Origin of the sequence: Streptomyces sp. 142MFCol3.1, from assembly GCF_000424945.1 — a bacterium.
In the GTDB taxonomy this organism is placed as follows: Bacteria; Actinomycetota; Actinomycetes; order Streptomycetales; family Streptomycetaceae; genus Streptomyces; species Streptomyces siamensis.
In genome coordinates, this window is sequence record NZ_AUKV01000007.1 from 72,057 (window position 1) to 89,264 (window position 17,208).

15 protein-coding genes are annotated in these 17,208 nt (G+C 70.4%); 4 read left to right on the forward strand and 11 right to left on the reverse strand.

The genetic code is table 11. From position 1 onward, the window contains the following. Positions 1–399: 399 nt before the first annotated feature. Positions 400–1,782 carry a helix-turn-helix domain-containing protein gene (locus H305_RS45535; RefSeq protein WP_078629000.1) on the forward strand — a complete coding sequence of 461 codons (1,383 nt, stop codon included), beginning with the start codon at positions 400–402 and terminating at the stop codon, positions 1,780–1,782. 89 nt (positions 1,783–1,871) lie between these two features. On the opposite strand, the gene H305_RS0111810 is transcribed toward H305_RS45535, so the two are convergent. Beyond that, a complete protein-coding gene (locus H305_RS0111810; RefSeq protein ID WP_234020757.1) occupies positions 1,872–3,338 on the reverse strand; it encodes a flavin monoamine oxidase family protein in 1,467 nt (488 codons plus the stop codon). A gap of 266 nt (positions 3,339–3,604) precedes the next feature. Between H305_RS0111810 and H305_RS0111815 the strand changes: the two genes are divergently transcribed. Beyond that, positions 3,605–4,102: a cupin domain-containing protein gene (locus H305_RS0111815; RefSeq protein ID WP_028800562.1), complete on the forward strand. Its 498-nt coding sequence runs from the start codon at positions 3,605–3,607 to the stop codon at positions 4,100–4,102. Positions 4,103–4,245: 143 nt separating this feature from the next. On the opposite strand, the gene H305_RS0111820 is transcribed toward H305_RS0111815, so the two are convergent. The 7 genes from H305_RS0111820 to H305_RS53360 form a co-directional block, all read right to left on the reverse strand. Then, entirely contained in the window at positions 4,246–4,683 is a 438-nt protein-coding gene (locus H305_RS0111820) for a TIGR03618 family F420-dependent PPOX class oxidoreductase (protein WP_199791386.1), read from the reverse strand. A gap of 335 nt (positions 4,684–5,018) precedes the next feature. After that, positions 5,019–6,272 carry an IS701 family transposase gene (locus tag H305_RS45540; protein ID WP_078629001.1) on the reverse strand — a complete coding sequence of 418 codons (1,254 nt, stop codon included), beginning with the start codon at positions 6,270–6,272 and terminating at the stop codon, positions 5,019–5,021. A gap of 156 nt (positions 6,273–6,428) precedes the next feature. After that, positions 6,429–6,884 carry a hypothetical protein gene (locus tag H305_RS0111830; RefSeq protein ID WP_028800564.1) on the reverse strand — a complete coding sequence of 152 codons (456 nt, stop codon included), beginning with the start codon at positions 6,882–6,884 and terminating at the stop codon, positions 6,429–6,431. A gap of 262 nt (positions 6,885–7,146) precedes the next feature. Then, entirely contained in the window at positions 7,147–7,554 is a 408-nt protein-coding gene (locus tag H305_RS0111835) for a VOC family protein (RefSeq protein WP_028800565.1), read from the reverse strand. Next, entirely contained in the window at positions 7,551–9,143 is a 1,593-nt protein-coding gene (locus tag H305_RS0111840) for a GMC family oxidoreductase (RefSeq protein WP_028800566.1), read from the reverse strand. Before H305_RS0111840 ends, H305_RS0111835 begins: the two co-directional genes overlap by 4 nt. Positions 9,144–9,157: 14 nt before the next feature. Next, complete coding sequence (locus H305_RS0111845) at positions 9,158–9,532, reverse strand: nuclear transport factor 2 family protein (RefSeq protein ID WP_028800567.1); 375 nt, start codon at positions 9,530–9,532, stop codon at positions 9,158–9,160. Between the two features lie 22 nt (positions 9,533–9,554). Continuing rightward, positions 9,555–9,977: a nuclear transport factor 2 family protein gene (locus H305_RS53360; protein WP_028800568.1), complete on the reverse strand. Its 423-nt coding sequence runs from the start codon at positions 9,975–9,977 to the stop codon at positions 9,555–9,557. A gap of 359 nt (positions 9,978–10,336) precedes the next feature. On the opposite strand from H305_RS53360, the gene H305_RS45545 reads away from it, so the two are divergent. Continuing rightward, positions 10,337–12,319: an MFS transporter gene (locus tag H305_RS45545; protein ID WP_158690518.1), complete on the forward strand. Its 1,983-nt coding sequence runs from the start codon at positions 10,337–10,339 to the stop codon at positions 12,317–12,319. Continuing rightward, entirely contained in the window at positions 12,316–13,380 is a 1,065-nt protein-coding gene (locus H305_RS0111860) for an AMP-binding protein (protein ID WP_028800569.1), read from the forward strand. The genes H305_RS45545 and H305_RS0111860 overlap by 4 nt, the downstream gene beginning before the upstream one ends. 55 nt (positions 13,381–13,435) lie before the next feature. Here H305_RS0111860 and H305_RS0111865 read toward each other — a convergent pair whose 3' ends face one another. Genes H305_RS0111865 through H305_RS45550 form a run of 3 tightly spaced genes read right to left on the reverse strand, consistent with a single transcriptional unit; the run spans position 13,436 to position 17,191 of the window. Continuing rightward, a complete protein-coding gene (locus tag H305_RS0111865; protein WP_028800570.1) occupies positions 13,436–15,013 on the reverse strand; it encodes a Na+/H+ antiporter in 1,578 nt (525 codons plus the stop codon). After that, a complete protein-coding gene (locus tag H305_RS0111870) occupies positions 15,010–16,236 on the reverse strand; it encodes a low temperature requirement protein A (RefSeq protein WP_028800571.1) in 1,227 nt (408 codons plus the stop codon). Before H305_RS0111870 ends, H305_RS0111865 begins: the two co-directional genes overlap by 4 nt. Before the next feature lies 1 nt (position 16,237). Then, a complete protein-coding gene (locus H305_RS45550; RefSeq protein WP_234020758.1) occupies positions 16,238–17,191 on the reverse strand; it encodes an alpha/beta hydrolase in 954 nt (317 codons plus the stop codon). Positions 17,192–17,208 lie beyond the last annotated feature (17 nt).

Consider the following 17,208-nt stretch of genomic DNA (forward strand, 5'->3'; position numbering starts at 1 on the left):
ACGCGGTGGGGGGCGGTGCCGGGACAGCTCCTGACCGTGCCGGCGGGCCCGGCCGGCGGCCGGGACCGGGATGCGGCCCTCGGCCGCGAAGTCACCTCAGGGGTGCCGTCGACAATTCGGGGCCCCGGACATGGTTGGAGCCTTCCACAGCGGGAATTTGACTTCCGTAGTCAAGTCCATGCACCTCGGACAGTCAATCAAATCTGACACAGTGTGGCGATCCGCTACGGCGCAGCACGTCGGAGTGGGTGTGGCGGGAAATGGAGAGGAACAGACTTCGGCCATTGCCCGGGTACCCGCATTGACACGCTGACAATTGGCGGTAAACAAGAAGTCGCACCGTGCCCGCAACCACCCCCCATGCTGTGCAAGGGCATGTCAGTAAGCCCCTGGAGAAACATGAAACCGCCATTGAGCGCGTCCAGCGGCATCGGCCGGCGTCTGCGCGAGCAACGCCGACGGCGCGGCCTGAACCAACAGGACCTGGCCTCGGAGGACATCTCCGTCAGTTACGTGTCCCTGATCGAGACGGGCAAGCGGATGCCGTCTCCCGCGATCCTCGAAGCACTCGCCGACCGGGTGGGCTGCTCCGTGGAGTACCTGCGCACCGGGCGTGACGACGACCGGCTCAAGGAGCTCCGGCTCAAACTCGCCTTCGCCGACATCGCGTTGCGGGGCGGCTCCCACGGGGAGGCCCTCCAGGCCTACAGCGAGGTCCTCGACTCTGCCCGCCTCCTCGACGGTCCCGCCCTGAGCAGGGCGAAACTCGGCCAGGCCCTGACCATGGAGAGACTGGGCCACACCGAATCCGCCCTCCAACTGCTGCACTCCCTCTACGAATCGCCGGACACGACACCCGGCTCGGCGGAATGGGCCCAGCTGGCGACCGCGCTCTGCCGCTGTTATCGCGCCGCCGGCGACCTGGACATGAGCATCGAGATCGGTGAGAAGGCCACGCGCGTGCTCGACGAGCTCGGCCTGGAGTCCACCGACGACCATGTGCAGCTGGGCACCGCCCTGATGGGCTGTTACCGGCTGCGCGGCAATCTGCCACGGGCCCACATGCTCGCGGCCCGGCTGGTCGAGACCGCCGAGCACACGGGTTCGCGGGTCACACGAGGCTCGGCGTACTGGAACGCGGGTCTGGTGGCCCACTCCCACGGCCGGACCAGTGAGGCCCTCGCCCTGATCGAGCGGGCGCTGGTGCTCATGGCGGAGACGGACAACGTCCGCCACCAGGCGATGCTCAAGAGCTCGTACGGCATCCTGCTGCTCGAGTCCCACACCCCCGAGCCCGAACGGGCGTTGCGGCTGCTCGAGGAGGCACGGCGGGAACTCGCCGAAGTCGGCTCGGGGACGGAGCGCGCGCTGGCCGAGATGGGTGTCGCCTGGGCCACGCTGCGCTGCGGCCGCGCCACGGAGGCGGTGGAACTCGCCGAACGGGCGCTCGGCCTGTTCGGGCCGCAGGACTCCTCGGAGGCCGTCGAGGCACGGTTCATCCTCGGCGAGGCGCTGTTCGCCACCGGGGACACCGGCCGCGGCGAGACCGCGTTCCAGGACGCGGTGCTCCTGCTCGACGGGATCCCGCCGAGCAGGAAGACCTCGAAGCTCTGGCGCCGCATCGGCGACCTGAGACAGCACCAGGGCCGGTCGGCAGAGGCCCTGGGCGCCTACCAACGGGCGCTCGCGGGAGTCGGGCTGCATCCGCTGCCCGCCTCCGAACCGCTGTCCCTGGAACAGCTGCCGATGCGCGAGGTGGTGCTCAGCGAACCGCACCTGTGAGCCGGGGGCGACCCTCCCCGTCTCGCGGGCCGGGGACTCGTCCCGGTGCGGCCGGGACGAGCTCCGTGCGGCCCACGGAGCGGGCTGGTTCACCCCTTGAGGATGTCCGCGGCGGCCTGCTCGCCGGAACGGACGGCACCCTCCATGTGACCGTTCCAGAAGGTGGCGGTCTCGGCACCCGCCCAGTGGATGACACCGCTGGTCTTCCTGATGGCGGTGCCGAACCGGGTGAGGACACCGGGCGGCGTGAAGCCCGGCGCGCCGCCGCGGGTGTACTCCTCGGCGTCCCAGCGTCCCAGCACGAACTCGGTGGGCGTGGCCGCCTTGGAGCCGAAGTACCGGGTCAGGTCGTCGAGGATCAGCTGCTTGACGGTGGCGTCGCTCTTGTCCTCGACCGCGCGCATCTGATCGCCGTCGAGGAAGGCGAGCAGGGCACCGTACGAGCCGTCGGGCGGCGAGTTGTCGAAGGTGCTGCGCGTCGTCCCGGTCAGGGCCGCCACCTGGCCGTTGAGGCCGGCGTCCCGCCAGAAGGGCTTGTCGTAGACCGCGACGGCCTTGCCGATGGAGGAGAGGGGGAAGCGCTGGGTGAGCTGGTCGCGGGTCGCGGGCAGCGCGGGGGTGTAGACGATGCGGCCGGCGAGTGTGGGCGGCAGCGCCACGACGACGGAACTCGCCGACACCGCGAGGTTGTCGGCGACGACGAGGGCGGAACCGCCGGACTGGACGATGCGGCGGACCGGCGTCTTCAGGACGACCTTGCTGCCGAGGGCGGCGGCCATCTTCGTGGCGATCTGGTACGGGCCGCCGACGAAGCGTGAGTCGCGGGCACCGCCGAGGGTGCTGATGAGGCGGGTGAGGTTGCCCGGGTTGGTCTCGTTCCCGGAGACGGCTATGTAGTAGAGGATCCAGAGCAGCGAGATGTCGCGGGACTCGGCGGAGAGCGCGCCGTTGGACATCAGGTGCAGGATCGTCTTCGCGTCGGCGTTGGTGACGTTGCCCTCGATCCAGCTCGCGAAGGTCTGGCCGTCCAGTTCCTCGGCCTTCGGCGCGGCCCAGGGCGTGTCGACGGGGACGGTCGAGGCGAGCGTGTCGAGCTGGTAGATGGCCTGACCGAGCGCCTGGTAGGAGTCGTTGTCCATGGGCGGCAGCGCTCCGGTGTAGCGGATCGCCGTGCCGTCGGCGGTGCAGTAGATGCTCTCGCCGGTGTTGTAGCCGGTGAACGTCTTCACGCCGAGTTCGCCGGCGAGCGCCTGGAGCCGGGTCTGGGTGGGGCCGGTGAACTGACCGCCGCGCTCGATGGTTCCGCCGTTGGCGAGGCCGATGTCGTGGACGCGCCCGCCGACTCGGTCACGGGCCTCCAGGACCAGCACCTTCTTGCCGGCGGCGACCAGTTTGCGGGCCGCGGCCAGGCCGGCGAGTCCCGCTCCGACGACCACCGTGTCGACGATGGCGTCGGCGCCGTCGACGGCCTGCGCCCTGGCGGGGGTCGCCACGGCGGTGGTGGCGGCGCCGGCTCCCAGGGCGACACCGGCGCCGAGGAGGCTTCTGCGGTTCATTTGCGGTCTCATGATTCCCCTTCGAATGCGTGGCATGGCTTGCGTTGCGTGCTCGGGACGCGGGCGTGCCCGTGCGGTGCTGCGCGGTGCGTCGTGAGGAAAGGGCTACGCGTCCGTCCTATCAGGACCGGACCAAGTGTTTCGAAATCCCGTGCGGATGCGGGAAATTGTCCGGGGGCCGCCTTCGCACTGCGTCAAGTTCCGTGGACAGGAATATGCGTTGTGGATACAACGGCAGTCACCGGATTTCTCGGGAGGGTAAAAGGATGTCCGCATTCCGCCACGAACCCGTTCTCGTACGGGGCGCTGAGGCCGAGGCCATCGGCCATGCCACCGGCGCCGCTTTCCTGCTCACCGACTCGGCGAGCACGGCGGGCGCGCTCAGCTGCCACCGGGTGCTGCTCGCCGCGGGAGCCGACGGTTCCGCACCGCACTATCACGCCCGCTCCTCGGAGCTGTTCTACGTCGTGTCGGGCGCCGTGCAGCTGCTCAACGACGACAAGGTCGTCGAGGCGGGCCGCGGCGACCTCGTGGTCGTACCGCCGTTCATGCCGCACGCCTTCGCCGCGGTGTCCGGATCGGAGGCGGAGCTGCTGATCACCATCACGCCGGGTGTCGACCGCTTCGACTACTTCCGGCTGCTGGGCCGCATCGTCAACGGGGAGGCCCCGTACTCGGACCTGCTGGCCGTCGAGGACAGCTTCGACAGTCACTCGGTGCAGAGCGAGATCTGGGCGGCGGCACGTTCACCGCAGGCCGCCTGAGGGCACATCGACGGCCCGTACGCACATGTTCCCCGAGGGCCCGCGGCATCCGGACCGGCAGGACGTCTGCACTGCCGGTCCGGGCGTTCGCGGGTCATGCCGTGCCGGGCGCCGCGGACCCGAGCCGATCCGGACGAAGCCCCCTAGTCCCAGGGGCCGAAGCCGGTCACCCGGTCGACGGTGGTACGGACGACGAATCCGGTGGCTCCGGCGAAGCGGTCGGCGGGCCAGGTCCTGCCGTCCTCCAGGTACGGTGCGGCGATCCGGCCCAGCAGGGCGACGGCGCCGCCCTCCAGTACCTCGGCGGTACCGTGGGCCACGAAGTGGTACTCCATGCCCTCCGGACTCCTGACGCCCGCCGCCATGGACAGGGCGACCCGCGGGTCGCGCCGCAGATTGCGGATCTTCTGCTGCGCGTAGAGATGCCCGGAGACGATCCGGTCCTCCTCGTCGAGCCCCACCCAGACACAGGCCACCTGCGGACTGCCGTCGGGGTTGAGCGTGACCATGTGCGCGAGAAGGCCGGAGGTGAGGGCCCGGCGCACCGGTTCGGTCAGTCGGTAGGCCTTCGTGGTGGTCAAGTTGCTCCCTCTCTCACTAACCAACCAGCCGGTAAAAGGGAAACAGCTCCCGCCGCCCGACCCCTGGCGGCGGGAGCTGTGCGGGGACGCCGCTTCGGAAAAGCGTCCCCGGCCTGTGGGGGGAAATTGCGGGAGACCGCCGGAATCGATCCGCCGGACTCCCGTGCTCCGGACCTCCGCTTTTTCGGATCTGTTCGTTCCGAGTTTCCCGGGTATTCGGATCGACAGGTCCTCGGAGAGTCACGGAAGTTCCCTGGCCCCGGTCGCGACGCGGGGCCGGTGATTCCTGCCCGTGCGGTGCGCCGTGCGGCACCGCGTCGGGTGGCGCGGGTTCTTCACGGGGACATGGCGGCCACGGCGGGCATGGCCGGGATTCCCCCGTGACGACGCAGGACACCGGCCGCCCGCCGGGCCGCCAGCCGCTCCAGGGCCTGGAAGCCGTGGGCCGCGGACGCCAGCGTCACATGGTGGTGCCAGCCCCGGAAGGAGCGCCCCTCGAAGTCCACGAGCCCGCACTCCTCGCGCAGCCGGCCCAGGTCGTAGCGGGAACGCCAGCGCAGCTTCGCCATGGAGACGAGGTCCGGCAGCCTGCGCGAGCCGAGGTTGGTGACCCAGTAGGTGCGCGGCTGCGGGCGTCCGGCCGGCCATTCCACCAGGAGCTGGCGGGGCCGGCGGAAGCGGCGCTCGCCGTGCCGGGCGGTGGGCCCGCCGGGTCCGGCCGGGATCTGTGCGGCGAGGAACTGCGACTGCCTCACCCGGCTCTCGACGCCCTCCCGCCAGGCGAGCGTGACGCGGGCGCTGCGCCGGCCGGCGGTGTGCATCATGTCGGCGGCGGTGCCCAGCACGACCGGCGATCCGTTCGCCGAGGGTGCGGCGAGCAGCGGCGCACCGCCGGAGACCTCGACGAGATAGCCCAGCCCTCGGGCCTCCAGGCCGTCGAGCAGGGGCAGTACGTCGGGCTCGTGCCGCCAGTCGGCGAGGATCGGGGCGGGCTTGAGGTCCCACTCCTGCACCATCTCGTCGAGGCTGTCCAGGACGTGCCGCCAGCGCGGCTGATGGCGCTCGACGTCGGGCACCCGGGCGGCGCCGCGCCGCCGGTCGTCGTCGTCCCAGTGTGGTGGCATCAACAGCCGCCAGTTCACCGGGATGCTGGCCTCCTCGGTGGCGAGGGAGACGGCCAGACCCAGCTGGCAGTTGGCAGTGCGTCCCTCGGCCGGCACGTACTGGCGGGCGACGCCCGCCGAGTGGTTGCCGTTCTTCGGGAAGACGACCTCGTCCACGACCCAGGCGTCGGGCTCGGCGGCATGGAACACCTGCTCGGCGAGCCGCTTGCGGACGTCGGTGCATTCCCAGGGACTTTGGCTCACGAACTGTTGCAGCGACTGCGAGGCGCGGCGGCCGAGGACGTGCTCGGAGATGCGGGCCGGCGTCTTGCGGCCACTGGCATCGAGCAGTCCACGCACATAGACCTCACCCCAGCGACGCTGGTCGGAGCGGGCGAATGGCGAGAAGAGATACGCGCAGTATTCGGAGAGACCGTCTCCCCAGCCCCGCTCCCGCGTGGCGTTCAGGTCAGCGTTCAAAGACATGGAGACCCCCTGCGTGAAGCATCAATGATAGTTAACTCCGCCTGTGAAAATCTGTCAAGTCGCTAGTAAAGCGGGGAGTTGACCGGGCGACACACAGCAAGGGGCGGAGCCTCCGACCTTCGGAGACTCCGCCCGTTTGCGGAGGAAGAGCGCGTGTTACAGCGCCGCCGAGCCCTCCATGGGGTCCAGATCGTCCACGATGTACGTCTTCACCAGCGGGCGGCCGTCCTCACCTGCCACGACGATCCAGGTCTGGTAGGCGTCGAATCCGAGCCACTGGCTGCGTGCCGCCGGCGGATTCCAGATGTGGGCCTGCCAGTTGACAACCACCTTTACAAGCGTTTCACCGCCGACGGTGGGCTCCACCTCGACGCTCTTGAGCTCGTGCACCTCGTCGAAGAAGCGATTGGTCACCGCCTCGTACCAGCCCTTGAACTCGTCCAGGGTGGTCAGGGTCGCCTCGGGGAAACGCATCTCCAGGCCGTCCTGGACGAGATAGGGCAGCACCTGCTCCAGCGGGACGTGCTGGTCCAGTGCGACGTACCAGTCGCGGACCGCGTCCTTGATGGACTGTTCGGTCAGCGAGGCGCCGAGCAGCGTGGATTCGGTCATGGGAAGCCTTCTTCCTCGTACGCGTGTGATCGGTCTCTTTCAGTCAAGGCAGGCCCCCGTGCGCTTCCGCCGACTTGGCGGTTCGTCGCGCGAACTGTGCCAACTCCGGTGCACAGAACCCGACGACGGCCGGCTGCCTTCTCTTCTCCGCTCCTCCGCCGTGCCCGGCCCGCGCACGGTCCGGGGCACCGCGCGGGACGCGGGCACCGGACGGCGAAGGGCGGGCCAGGCCGTCGCTGCGGCCCGCCCGCCCCGCCGGTGGTCAGGAGGCGTCCCGGTACCCCTCGCTGACCTCGACGATCACCCCGTCGGGGTCGGTCAGCCAGACGGTCTGCCACCCGGGGATGAAGTCGTCGAAGTGCAGCGGTCCCAGAGTCACCGGAACCTCGTCGCCCACCTTGGCCAGGAAGGCCTCCAGGTCGTCGGTCTGGAAGGCCAGATGGCGGGCCACACCCGGCTGCGCGGGGCCGTCGCCGGCCGGCTTCACCAGCGGCTCGGTGTCGGTGTGGAACAGCTCCAGGTACACGTCGCCCTGCCGAAGGAACACGATCCGGTCGTCGTCCAGTTCCACGGTGCGCGCCCGGCTGAAGCCGAACCACTTCTCGTAGAAGGCCTCCGTCGCGCCCAGATCACGGCAGTTGAGCCCCACGTGGGACCACCGAAGGGTCATGCGTCCCCCTTGATCAGGTCTGCGGCGCGCTCGGCGATCGCCGCGATGGCCGTGTTGCAGTTGCCCGACGGCACCGCGGGCATCACGCTCGCGTCGACGACCCGCAGCCCGCTCACCCCGTGCACCTTCAGGTCCGGGTCGACGACCGAGAGGTCGTCGATGCCCATGCGGCACGAGCCGGCCTGGTGGTGGTAGCTGTCCGCGCGCTCGCGCACGAACCGCTCGATGTCGGCGTCCGTGCGCACGTCCGGGCCGGGCAGCAGCTCCCCCTTGAGGTGCTCCTTGAAGGCCGAGGTGGCGAAGATGTCGCGGGACAGCTTCACCGCCTGCACCAGACGCTCCACGTCGGAGCGGTCCCCCAGGTAGTTGGGGTCGACCAGCGGCTTGGCGAACGGGTCGGCGCTCGCCAGCCGCACCGTGCCCCGGGAGTTGGGGCGCACCACACCGGGCAGGATGCTGACCGCGTTCGGGTGCTGCCGGCCGACGATGATGTCGAACGGCACGTGCACGAAGGCGATCTGCAGGTCGGGGGCGATCATCCCAGGCCGCGAGGTGGCGAAGAGCGCCGACTCGGAGAGGTTCTGGTGTCCCTGTTCCACGGGCTCCGCGGTCTCCGCGATCAGACCGGTGAGCACGTGGTTGTGGAAGTTCTCCCCCACACCGGGCAGCGCCTCCGTCACGTCGATGCCCAGCGGCCGCAACTGGTCGGGGGATCCGATCCCGGACAGCAGGAGGATCTTGGGCGATTCGATCGCGCCCGCGCACAGCAGTACCTCGGCACCGGCCCGTAAGGTGTGCTCGCCCGGCTCGCCGGGCCCCGCGTTGGGCACGGTGCGCCCCTCACCGGCGGGAACCACGTCCTGCTGGACGTAGGTGACGCCGGTGCACCGGCCGTCCTCCACCACCAGCCGGGACACCTGTGCTCCCGTACGCAGCGTCAGGTTCGGCCGGTCCAGGGCGGGTTCGAGGTAGGACACCAGGGCACCGCGCCGCCGGCCGTCGCGGGCGTCGAGGTGGTGCCAGCCCGCCCCGATCATGCGGGCGCCGTTGAAGTCGTCCAGCTCGGTGTGCCCCAGCTCCACGCACGCGTCGATGAAGGTGCGGGAGAGCGGGTTGGGCCGGTGCGCGCCCGCGTTGGTGACGACCTGGGGTCCGCCGACGCCGGTCGCGGGGCCGTGCGGATCCTCCTGGTCCTCCATCCTGCGGAAGTAGGGCAGCAGGTCCTCGTACGACCATCCCGCAGCGCCCTGGTAGGCCCAGGCGTCGAAGTCCGAGGGGTGCCCCCGGACGTGCATCATGATGTACAGGTTGCTGCTGCCGCCCGGGATCTTGCCCCGCGGCTCGTACGTCGAACGGCCGCCGAGGGCGGGCTGCGGAACACTCGTGTAGCCCCAGTCGACCTCGGAGCCCAGCAGCGTGAACCAAAGCGGTGCCTGGTCGACGTTGGCCGGGATGTGGTTGCCGCCGGCCTCCAGGAGCAGGACCCGTACCGCGGGGTCCTCGGTGAGGCGCGCGGCGAGCACGGAGCCCGCGGTGCCCGCGCCCACGATGATGTAGTCGTAGTCCTTGTGGTCCTCGTGTTCCGCCATGGCGGCTCCCGCCTCTAGTCGGTCCCGAGCACGGGCCGGAACGGGACGGTGTCGTGGTGGTTGGACATGTACGAGATGAGACCGCCCTCCACCCGGAAGTAGTTGACGACGTCGGCCTCGATCGGCTCGCCGGCGTGCGTGGCCGCCGAGATGTGCGAGACGACGGCGGCCTGCTCGCCCTCGACCACGATGTGCCGGGGGGTGTTCGTGAACGAGGCGTACATCGCCGGGAAGCCCTGCATCATGGCGCGCAGGGTCTCCCGTCCCTCGACGTGCCCGGCGAGCTGCTCGTCCATGGTCTGGCGCTCGGCGAACAGGTCCGTCCAGGCGTCCCAGTCACCCTTGTTGGCCAGCTCGTAGTAGCTGTTCACCACTTGCCTGGTGTCCACGTGAGTCTCCCTCGGGCAGGGCTCAGACGGCGATGCGCTCGTCGATCGACTTGAGCTGGAAGACCGTCCACATGAAGCGGTCCACGCTGTGCTGGTCCGCGGTGTGCACCTGGACGTCGGCGATCCTGCCGTCGCGGATGCCGTACGTCGTGGACGTCGGGAACAGGTACTCCTCGGTGTCCGCCTTCGCGTGACCGAGGTGCTTCTCGACGACGGTGCCGTCGTCCAGCTCGCCGAAGTGGACGTTGTCGACGGTGACGCCGGCCTTGAACAGCTCGCCGAAGAAGGCCATGACCTGGCCGGCGCCCCGGTGGTCGCCGGAGAGCGGGTGGTGGCCGGGCATCTTCCAGGAGATCTCCGGGTGGAACAGCTCCTCCTGGATGCGGTCCAGCTGGCCGGAGTTGAAGTACTCGTACATCTTCAGAACCAGGTCGGTGTTCGACACAGCGCTCTCCTCGGATCGTGGTGGTTGTCTCGCAGCGGCGGCCGGGCCCGGCGGGGGGTTCGCGTTACCGGGCCCGGCGGCCGCTCGGCGGGACCCCTGCGCCGTGAAGGGGGGAACGGCGCACGCGGTCCGGCCGGCTCGGACGTAGAACTGGTCGTTCCTGAATTTCGGGAGACCCTCGAAAGCGGCATCTCGTGAATCCAGCGGAAAGGCGTGCCCCTTCTCCTGCCTTTCCGCGGGATCGCCGCCGAGTAAGAGTGAAACGGCGCTCCCTCTTCCCCTGCGACAACATGGGACTACGTCGGCGACACTTCGGCAGGTCGGCGACGTACTCGCCCTCCGCGCACCAGACTTCCTGCATGTTGAGCGCACAGCGCGGCAGCGGGCGCCGCTGGGTGAGCCTCGCGGTGATCCTGGCCGGCGCATTCATGGCCATTCTCGACGTGGCTGTCGTCAACGTCGCCATGCCGTCGATCCACAGTGATCTCCATACGAGCCTCGGCGCCGTCGAATTGGTGGTTTCCTCATACACCCTTCTCTATGCGAGTTTCCTGGTGACCGGTGGGCGGCTCGGTGATGTCATCGGCCGGAAAAGCATGTTCATCACCGGTCTCGCGGTGTTCACGGCGGCGTCCGCGCTCTGCGGTCTGGCCCCCGACATCCACGTCCTCGTCGCGGCGCGCGCCCTGCAGGGCGTGGGCGGAGCGCTGTTGTACCCACAGGTCCTCGCGATCATCCAGGTGACCTTCGAGGGTCCCGAACGCGCCCGCGCCCTGGGCGTGTTCGGTTGTGTGGTGGGCGTCGGTGCCATCGCCGGGCAGATCGTCGGCGGGCTGCTGCTCGCCTGGAACGTGTTCGGCCTCGACTGGCGGCCGGCCTTCCTGATCAATGTGCCGATCGGCGTGGCGACCATCGTGGCGAGCCGGATGCTCCTGCCGCCGGACGAGCCGCCCCGGTCGCGTCCGCACCTCGACGGGCGCGGCTCCGCGCTGTCGGTGCTGACCCTGGTGCTGCTCATCGTGCCGCTGCTGATGGGCCGCGACGCGGGCTGGCCGCTGTGGATGCTGCTGTCGCTCGCCGCCGCTCCCCTGATCGCCGTCCTGTTCCTGCGGCACGAGCGCGCGGTCGCCGAGCGGGGACTCGATCCGCTGATCAGGCTCTCGCTGTTCCGCAACCGCGGATTCGCGGGCGGAGTGCCGATCGCCGGCATGTTCAGCTTCTCGTACGTCGGCTTCATGCTGGTCCTCGCGCTGTACCTGCAGATCGGTCTGGGCTTCTCACCGCTGCACGCCGCCCTGGTGTACACGCCGAACGCCGTCGGCTTCCTGATCACCTCGCTGCTGGCCGCGCGGATCGCCCGCCTGCTGGGGCGCCATGTGCTGACGCTGGGCTATCTCGTCGCGGCCGTCGGACTGTGCTCGGTGGCCGCCACCAGCGCCGCCCAGGGAGCCGGGCTCAGCGGCTGGGAGCTCGGGCTGCCGATGTTCATCGCGGGCCTGGGCCAGGGACTCGGCATGACCCCACTCATCGGCACCATCATCGGCACCCTCGCGCCGCGCGACGCGGGAGCCGGAGCGGGCGTGGTGACCACGACCCTCCAGGTGGGCAACGCGCTGGGAGTCGCCCTGATGAGCCTGCTGTTCTTCGCGGTGCTCGGCGACGGCACCGGTCACGCCGACTACGCGACGGCCTTCTCGCAGGTGCTGCCGGTGGCCGCGCTCGTGACGCTGATCGCCGCGTTCATGGTCACCCGGCTGCCCCGCGGCACCGGCGCCGGCAACGCCCTGCTGGAACGGCTGCCCGGCCACACGGTGGGCTTCGCCTACTCCATGTACCTGATGACCGGCGGCCGTATCGGCGACCGGCTCTTCCACGAGATCCTCGGACACGTCACCGAGCGCCGCGAACGCGAGGTCCGGGAGGCTCCGAGTGCCGCCGGCGACTTCTTCGTCTACCACTTCGAGTCCGCACACCACGACGCCGCCTGGCTGACCTACCTCACGCGCGAGGCGCTCGCGTACGGCAGCGCTCCCGTACCGCACGAGGAGGAACGGCGCGCCGTCATCAAGTCGCAGGTGGACGAGATCCGCAGGCGGCAGTGCGGCGGAGAGCTGCGTCCGGAGCTCGATCCCGAGCTGCTGCGGCTGCTCACCTTCGCCCTCACCAACTATCCGCGCCTACTGCCGCAGATCACCCGGATGGCGACGGGCCTCGGCCCGGACGACCCCGGGTTCACCGCGCGCTGGGAGCTGTTCCTCCAGCAGCTGGGAGATCTGCTGCACGCGGGCCCGCCCACCACGTCCCTACCGCGCGTGAGCGCATCCTCCGGAGGACAGGAATGACCACCATCGATCCCTTCGACCCGCTCGAACCCTTCGATCCGTTCGACTCGTTCGACGTGATCAGCCCGTTCGACGAGAACCTCGTCATCGATCTGCCGGTGTACGAGACGGTGCTCGGCGAGGCCGCGGCCCGCGGCACGAGCCCGGCGCTGATCGACGGCGTGACCGGTCGCGAGATCGGCTACCGGGAACTGGAGCGGGCCACCCGCCGGCTCGCGGCGGGACTCGCCGACGCCGGTGTCGAGCAGGGCGACGCCGTGGCGCTGTTCGCCACCAACACCCTGTGGTATCCGGCCGTGCCGCACGCCTGCGCTCGTAGCGGCGCCGTGGTGTGCGTGCTGGACAGCCAGGCCGACGAGGCGGAACTGGCCGCCCATCTGACGGAGAGCGGCGCGCGGTGGCTGTTCACCACGCCCGCGCTGCTGCCGATCGTGCGGGAGGCGCAGCGCCTGCGCGGTGCGGGACAGCGGCCGGTCGAGGAGATCTTCACGCTGGAGCCGGTGGACGGCCACCGCTCGGTCCAGGACCTGATCGCCTCGGAGTCCCCGGAGCCGATCGTGGACATCGAGCCCGTCACGGACATCACCGTGGTGCACCACGCGGTGGGGTCCCGGCGGCGTGCCCAGCTCACCCACTCGGACATCGCCGCGGACCTCGCCGTGCTGGCCTCGGACAATCCGCTGGAGAAGGGCGAACGGGTCCTGGCCGGCGTGCCGTTCGCGCAGCAGGACGGCCTCGCGTTCCTGACGCAGCACGCGCTGCGCTGCGGTGCGGCCGTGGTGGTGGTGCCCGAGCTGATGCACGCGCCCGAGCTGCTCGACGCGATCCGGGCTCAGCAGGTGCGTACGGCCTTCGTCACCCAGTCCGTGCTCTACAGCCTGGTCGCCTCGGCCCCCGAGGACGTCGACGAGCTGGGGTCGCTGGAGCGGGTCGTCTGTGTGGGCCCGGAGCTGACGCCGGACACCGCGGAGACCTGTGCGGCCCTGCTGGGCGTGGAGCACATCGAGTACCTGGGCCGGCAGGCGTTCGCGGGGATCGCTCCCCCGCTGCCGGGGGCCTGAGCCGCATGGGGGTGCCCCCGCCGGAGATCCGGCGGGGGCACCCCCATGCGCGCGCTCACAGATGCAGATCGCGGCTGAGTGCCGCCTCCTCGAAGTCGAGCTGGTGGACGACCTGGCGGGCCACCTCGTCGTCGAGGCGTCCCTGGTTGCGCATCATGATGAACGCCTCACGCTCGGCCGCCAGCATCTCCCGGCGCAGCAGCCGGTAGGCGGCGGACGGCGACTGGCTGCCGAGCCGGCCGTCGTCGCGCAGCCGCTCCCAGGCGGCGACGCGGCGGTACTCGGCGACCTCCCGCAGCCGCAGCACCACATGCTGCGGGCAGTGCCTGTGTTCGTGCGCGACCAGTTCCTCCAGGCGGTGCTGCGCGAGACGGGCCGCCTCCTCCTGTGCCCTGGCCTCGGCGAGGTGGTCGTCGTGCTCGCCGTTCGTGCCCGCGAGCCCCAGCAGGCGCACGAACGCCGGGAATCCGAGCCCCTGCACGAAGAGGGTGCTCAGGGTGACGGAGAAGGTGAGGAAGAGGACGAGTTCGCGGTGCGGCATGTCGTCGGGCAGCGCGAACGCCGCGGCCAGTGACACGACGCCGCGGATGCCCGCCCAGGACAGCGTCGCGGGCAGCTGCCACGGTGGCGAGGGGTCCCGGGCGCGCAGCCGGGGCGACAGCCACCGCGGCAGATAGGTCGCCGGGAACACCCACAGGAAGCGGCCGAGCATGACGGTGGCGGATACGGCGGCGGCGTACCAGATCAGGGTCCAGGGTGCAATGCCGTCCAACGACCCAAGGACCGGGCGGAGTTGGAGTCCGATCAGTGCGAACACCAGGGATTCCAGCAGGAAGACGATCAGCTTCCAGGATGCCTGCTCCTGGATGCGGGCCGCGTGCGAGGCGCGGTTGGAGTGGTGTCCGAGGTACAGCCCGGCGGCGAGGACCGCGAGCACACCGGAGGCGTGCAGGTACTCGGCGAGCGCGTAGGTGACGAAGGGCACCAGCAGGGAGACCGCGGTGTGCGCGACGGCGTCGCCGAGCCAGCACTGGAGCCGGCGCACCGGCCAGGCGATGAACAGGCCGAGGAAGAGTCCGCCCGAGCAGGCGAGCACGAAGTCGCGGACGCCGTCGAGGAGGGAGAATCCGCCGCCCGCGACGATCGCCACGGTGATGCGGTACGCGGTCAGGCCGGTCGAGTCGTTGAACAGCGACTCCGCGGTCATGATCCGTACGAGTCTGCGGGGCAGCCCGAGTCTGCGGGCGACGGACACGGCGGCGACCACGTCGGTCGGTCCGAGGACCGCGCCCAGCACGAAGGCGACGGGCCAGGACATGCCGGGGACGACGCTGTGCGCGACCAGCGCCACCAGCGCCATGGTGAACAGGACGAGTCCCACGGACAGCAGGGCGATGGGTCGCGCGTTGACCCGGAAGCTGAGGAAGGAGCTCTCGCAGGCCTCCGAGTACACCATCGGCGGGATGAACAGGAACAGCACGACGTGCGGGTCGAGATGGTAGTCGGGCACGCCCGGCACGAAGGAGGCGAGCAGACCCGCGAGGACCAGGCTGACCGGTGCGGAGATCTCCGCCCGCCGCACCACCACCGCGAGCAGGGTCACGGGGACCACGAGGAGCAGGACGTCGGTCACAGGGCATCGCCCGGCGCGGAGTACGACGGGGCGCTGCCGCCCGGCGCCGGATGCAGATGCCGGCCGAGTCCGGCCAGCCGGTGCTGCCTCGGCCGGCAGCCGCAGTGGCAGCTCGGCGCCATGCCCACCACGGCGGTCTCGACGACGGCCGCGGCCGTCACCGGCACGGTCAGCAGGCCGAGCGCCAGCAGGCCGGAGCGGCCGTCCGCCACGAACGGGACGAGCAGGGCGACGGCGGCGACCGTGAGGCGCACGGTGACGACCGAGCGCGGCAGTCGCCAGCGCGGCCAGGCGAACACGGTGTGGAAGCCGACGGCTCCGGCGCACATCAGCCACAGGACGGGCGTCTCCGCCGCGGCCCGTGGGTGCGCCACGGCCGACCACACGCCGACGGCGATCGCGGAGACCGAGCCGAGGAGGCAGTAGTGCCCGTAGGCGAGGAGCTCGCGCACCACGCGGCTCTGGTCGTCCTCGGTGCGCAGCTGGTGGGCGATGCGGCTGTTGCTGAGGTGGAAGTAGATCCACCACAGGGAGGCGACGAGCAGGAACGCGGTGCCCAGCGCCACGGCCTGGCGCGCGGAGAAGTCGTGCGGGATCTTCCCCCCGGCGTCCACGAAGGGCACGCCCAGCGCCAGGATGACGACCAGGCCGAAGCGTTCGGGCAGGTGCAGCACGTCGACGCGTATGTGGTTGAGGCGTCTGCGCAGCAGGAAGGTGCTGGACAGCTCGACGGCCATCAGGACGGCCCAGGCCACCCGCTGCTGCTCGTGGCCGAGCCCGGCGGTGAGCAGCAGCAGCGGCGCGGTGAAGAACGCCGACACGGAGAACGGGTTCAGCCGCAGCCCGCCGAAGACGTCGATCGCCCACCACAGCAGCAGGGCGCGCAGCAGCAGGTAGGCGCCCGCGAAGAAGAGGCCGTGCCCGTGCAGGGCGGTGGGCGCGGCGATGGTCATCATCGAGGTGATCAGCGTGATGGCGAAGAGCCGCAGACGGTTCTTCACGTCGTGCAGGTCGGTCAGGTTCGACAGGATCCCCGTGCCCACCCACGACCACCAGAACGGTGTGAACACGGCCCAGGCGTTGACCAGGCCGGTCCAGGAGACGTCGTCGGCGAGGGTGTGGGTGACCTTGTTGACCGCGAAGACGAGCACCAGGTCGTAGAAGTGCTCCGCCACGTTGATGCGTTTGGACTGGATGAGCGGTGCGACGCGGCTCGTCGCCATGTCAGCCTCCGGCGGTGGGCCTCACCCGGTCGAAGCTGTGGCGGAAGTGCGCGTCGACCGCCTCGACCGCGGAGCCCACCTGGGGCTCCTGGTCGTAGAAGTCGAACTGCGTGCCCTCCAGCCACAGCACGCGGGCCGCCGTGGGCAGCAGGGTCGCGAAGCGCCGGACGCCGTCGGGCAGGGCGGCCTGCTCGCTGTGCACCACGATGGTGGGGGCGTCTATCCGGGGCGCCGAGGGGATCGGGCTGAAGGTCAGCCAGTCCCACCAGCCCATCACCGCGAACCGGTTGGACCACTCGGGCACACCCCCTCGCTCCGGCGAGAGGTAGTAGTCGTAGGGCCCGTACATGGCGGCCTCGGGGTCGGTCTCGCTGACCGCCTTCACATAGCGGACGGTGCCGGTGCGGGCGTACTCCTCGCGGGCGAGTGCGGCCTCGTCGAGCTTGCGGCGCACGGCGTCCTGGCCGCCGTAGACCTGGTGCACCAGGGAGGCGTCGTGCAGCCACGGGGCGACGAGGGCGAGCGAGCGCACCCGGGGGTCGTTGGCGGCGGCGACCGCCGCGTAGCCGCCGCCCGCGCAGACGCCGAGCAGGCCGACCGACTCGGGGTCGACCATCGGGTTCTCCAGGAGGTGGCTGACCGCGCTGCTCATGTCGCCGACCTTGCGGCCGACCAGCTCGGTGTCCCGAGGGTGCCCCGTGGACTCCCCGTGGCCGGTGAAGTCGAAGGCCAGGGCGAGGTATCCGAGCCGCGCGAGGCGTTCGGCGTACAGGCCGGCCATCTGCTCCTTGACGGTGGTCCAGGAGCCGGCGACCACCACGGCAGGGCGCGGTTCGCCGCCTTCGCTCTGCGCCAACTGGTAGAGGGTGCCGACCAGTTGCTCACCCTCACTCTCGAAGGTCACGCGTGCCCTGCGCACCATGGGCGTCTCCTCGATGCGGCGGTCCGCTTCCATGACTGTCATCCTCACGA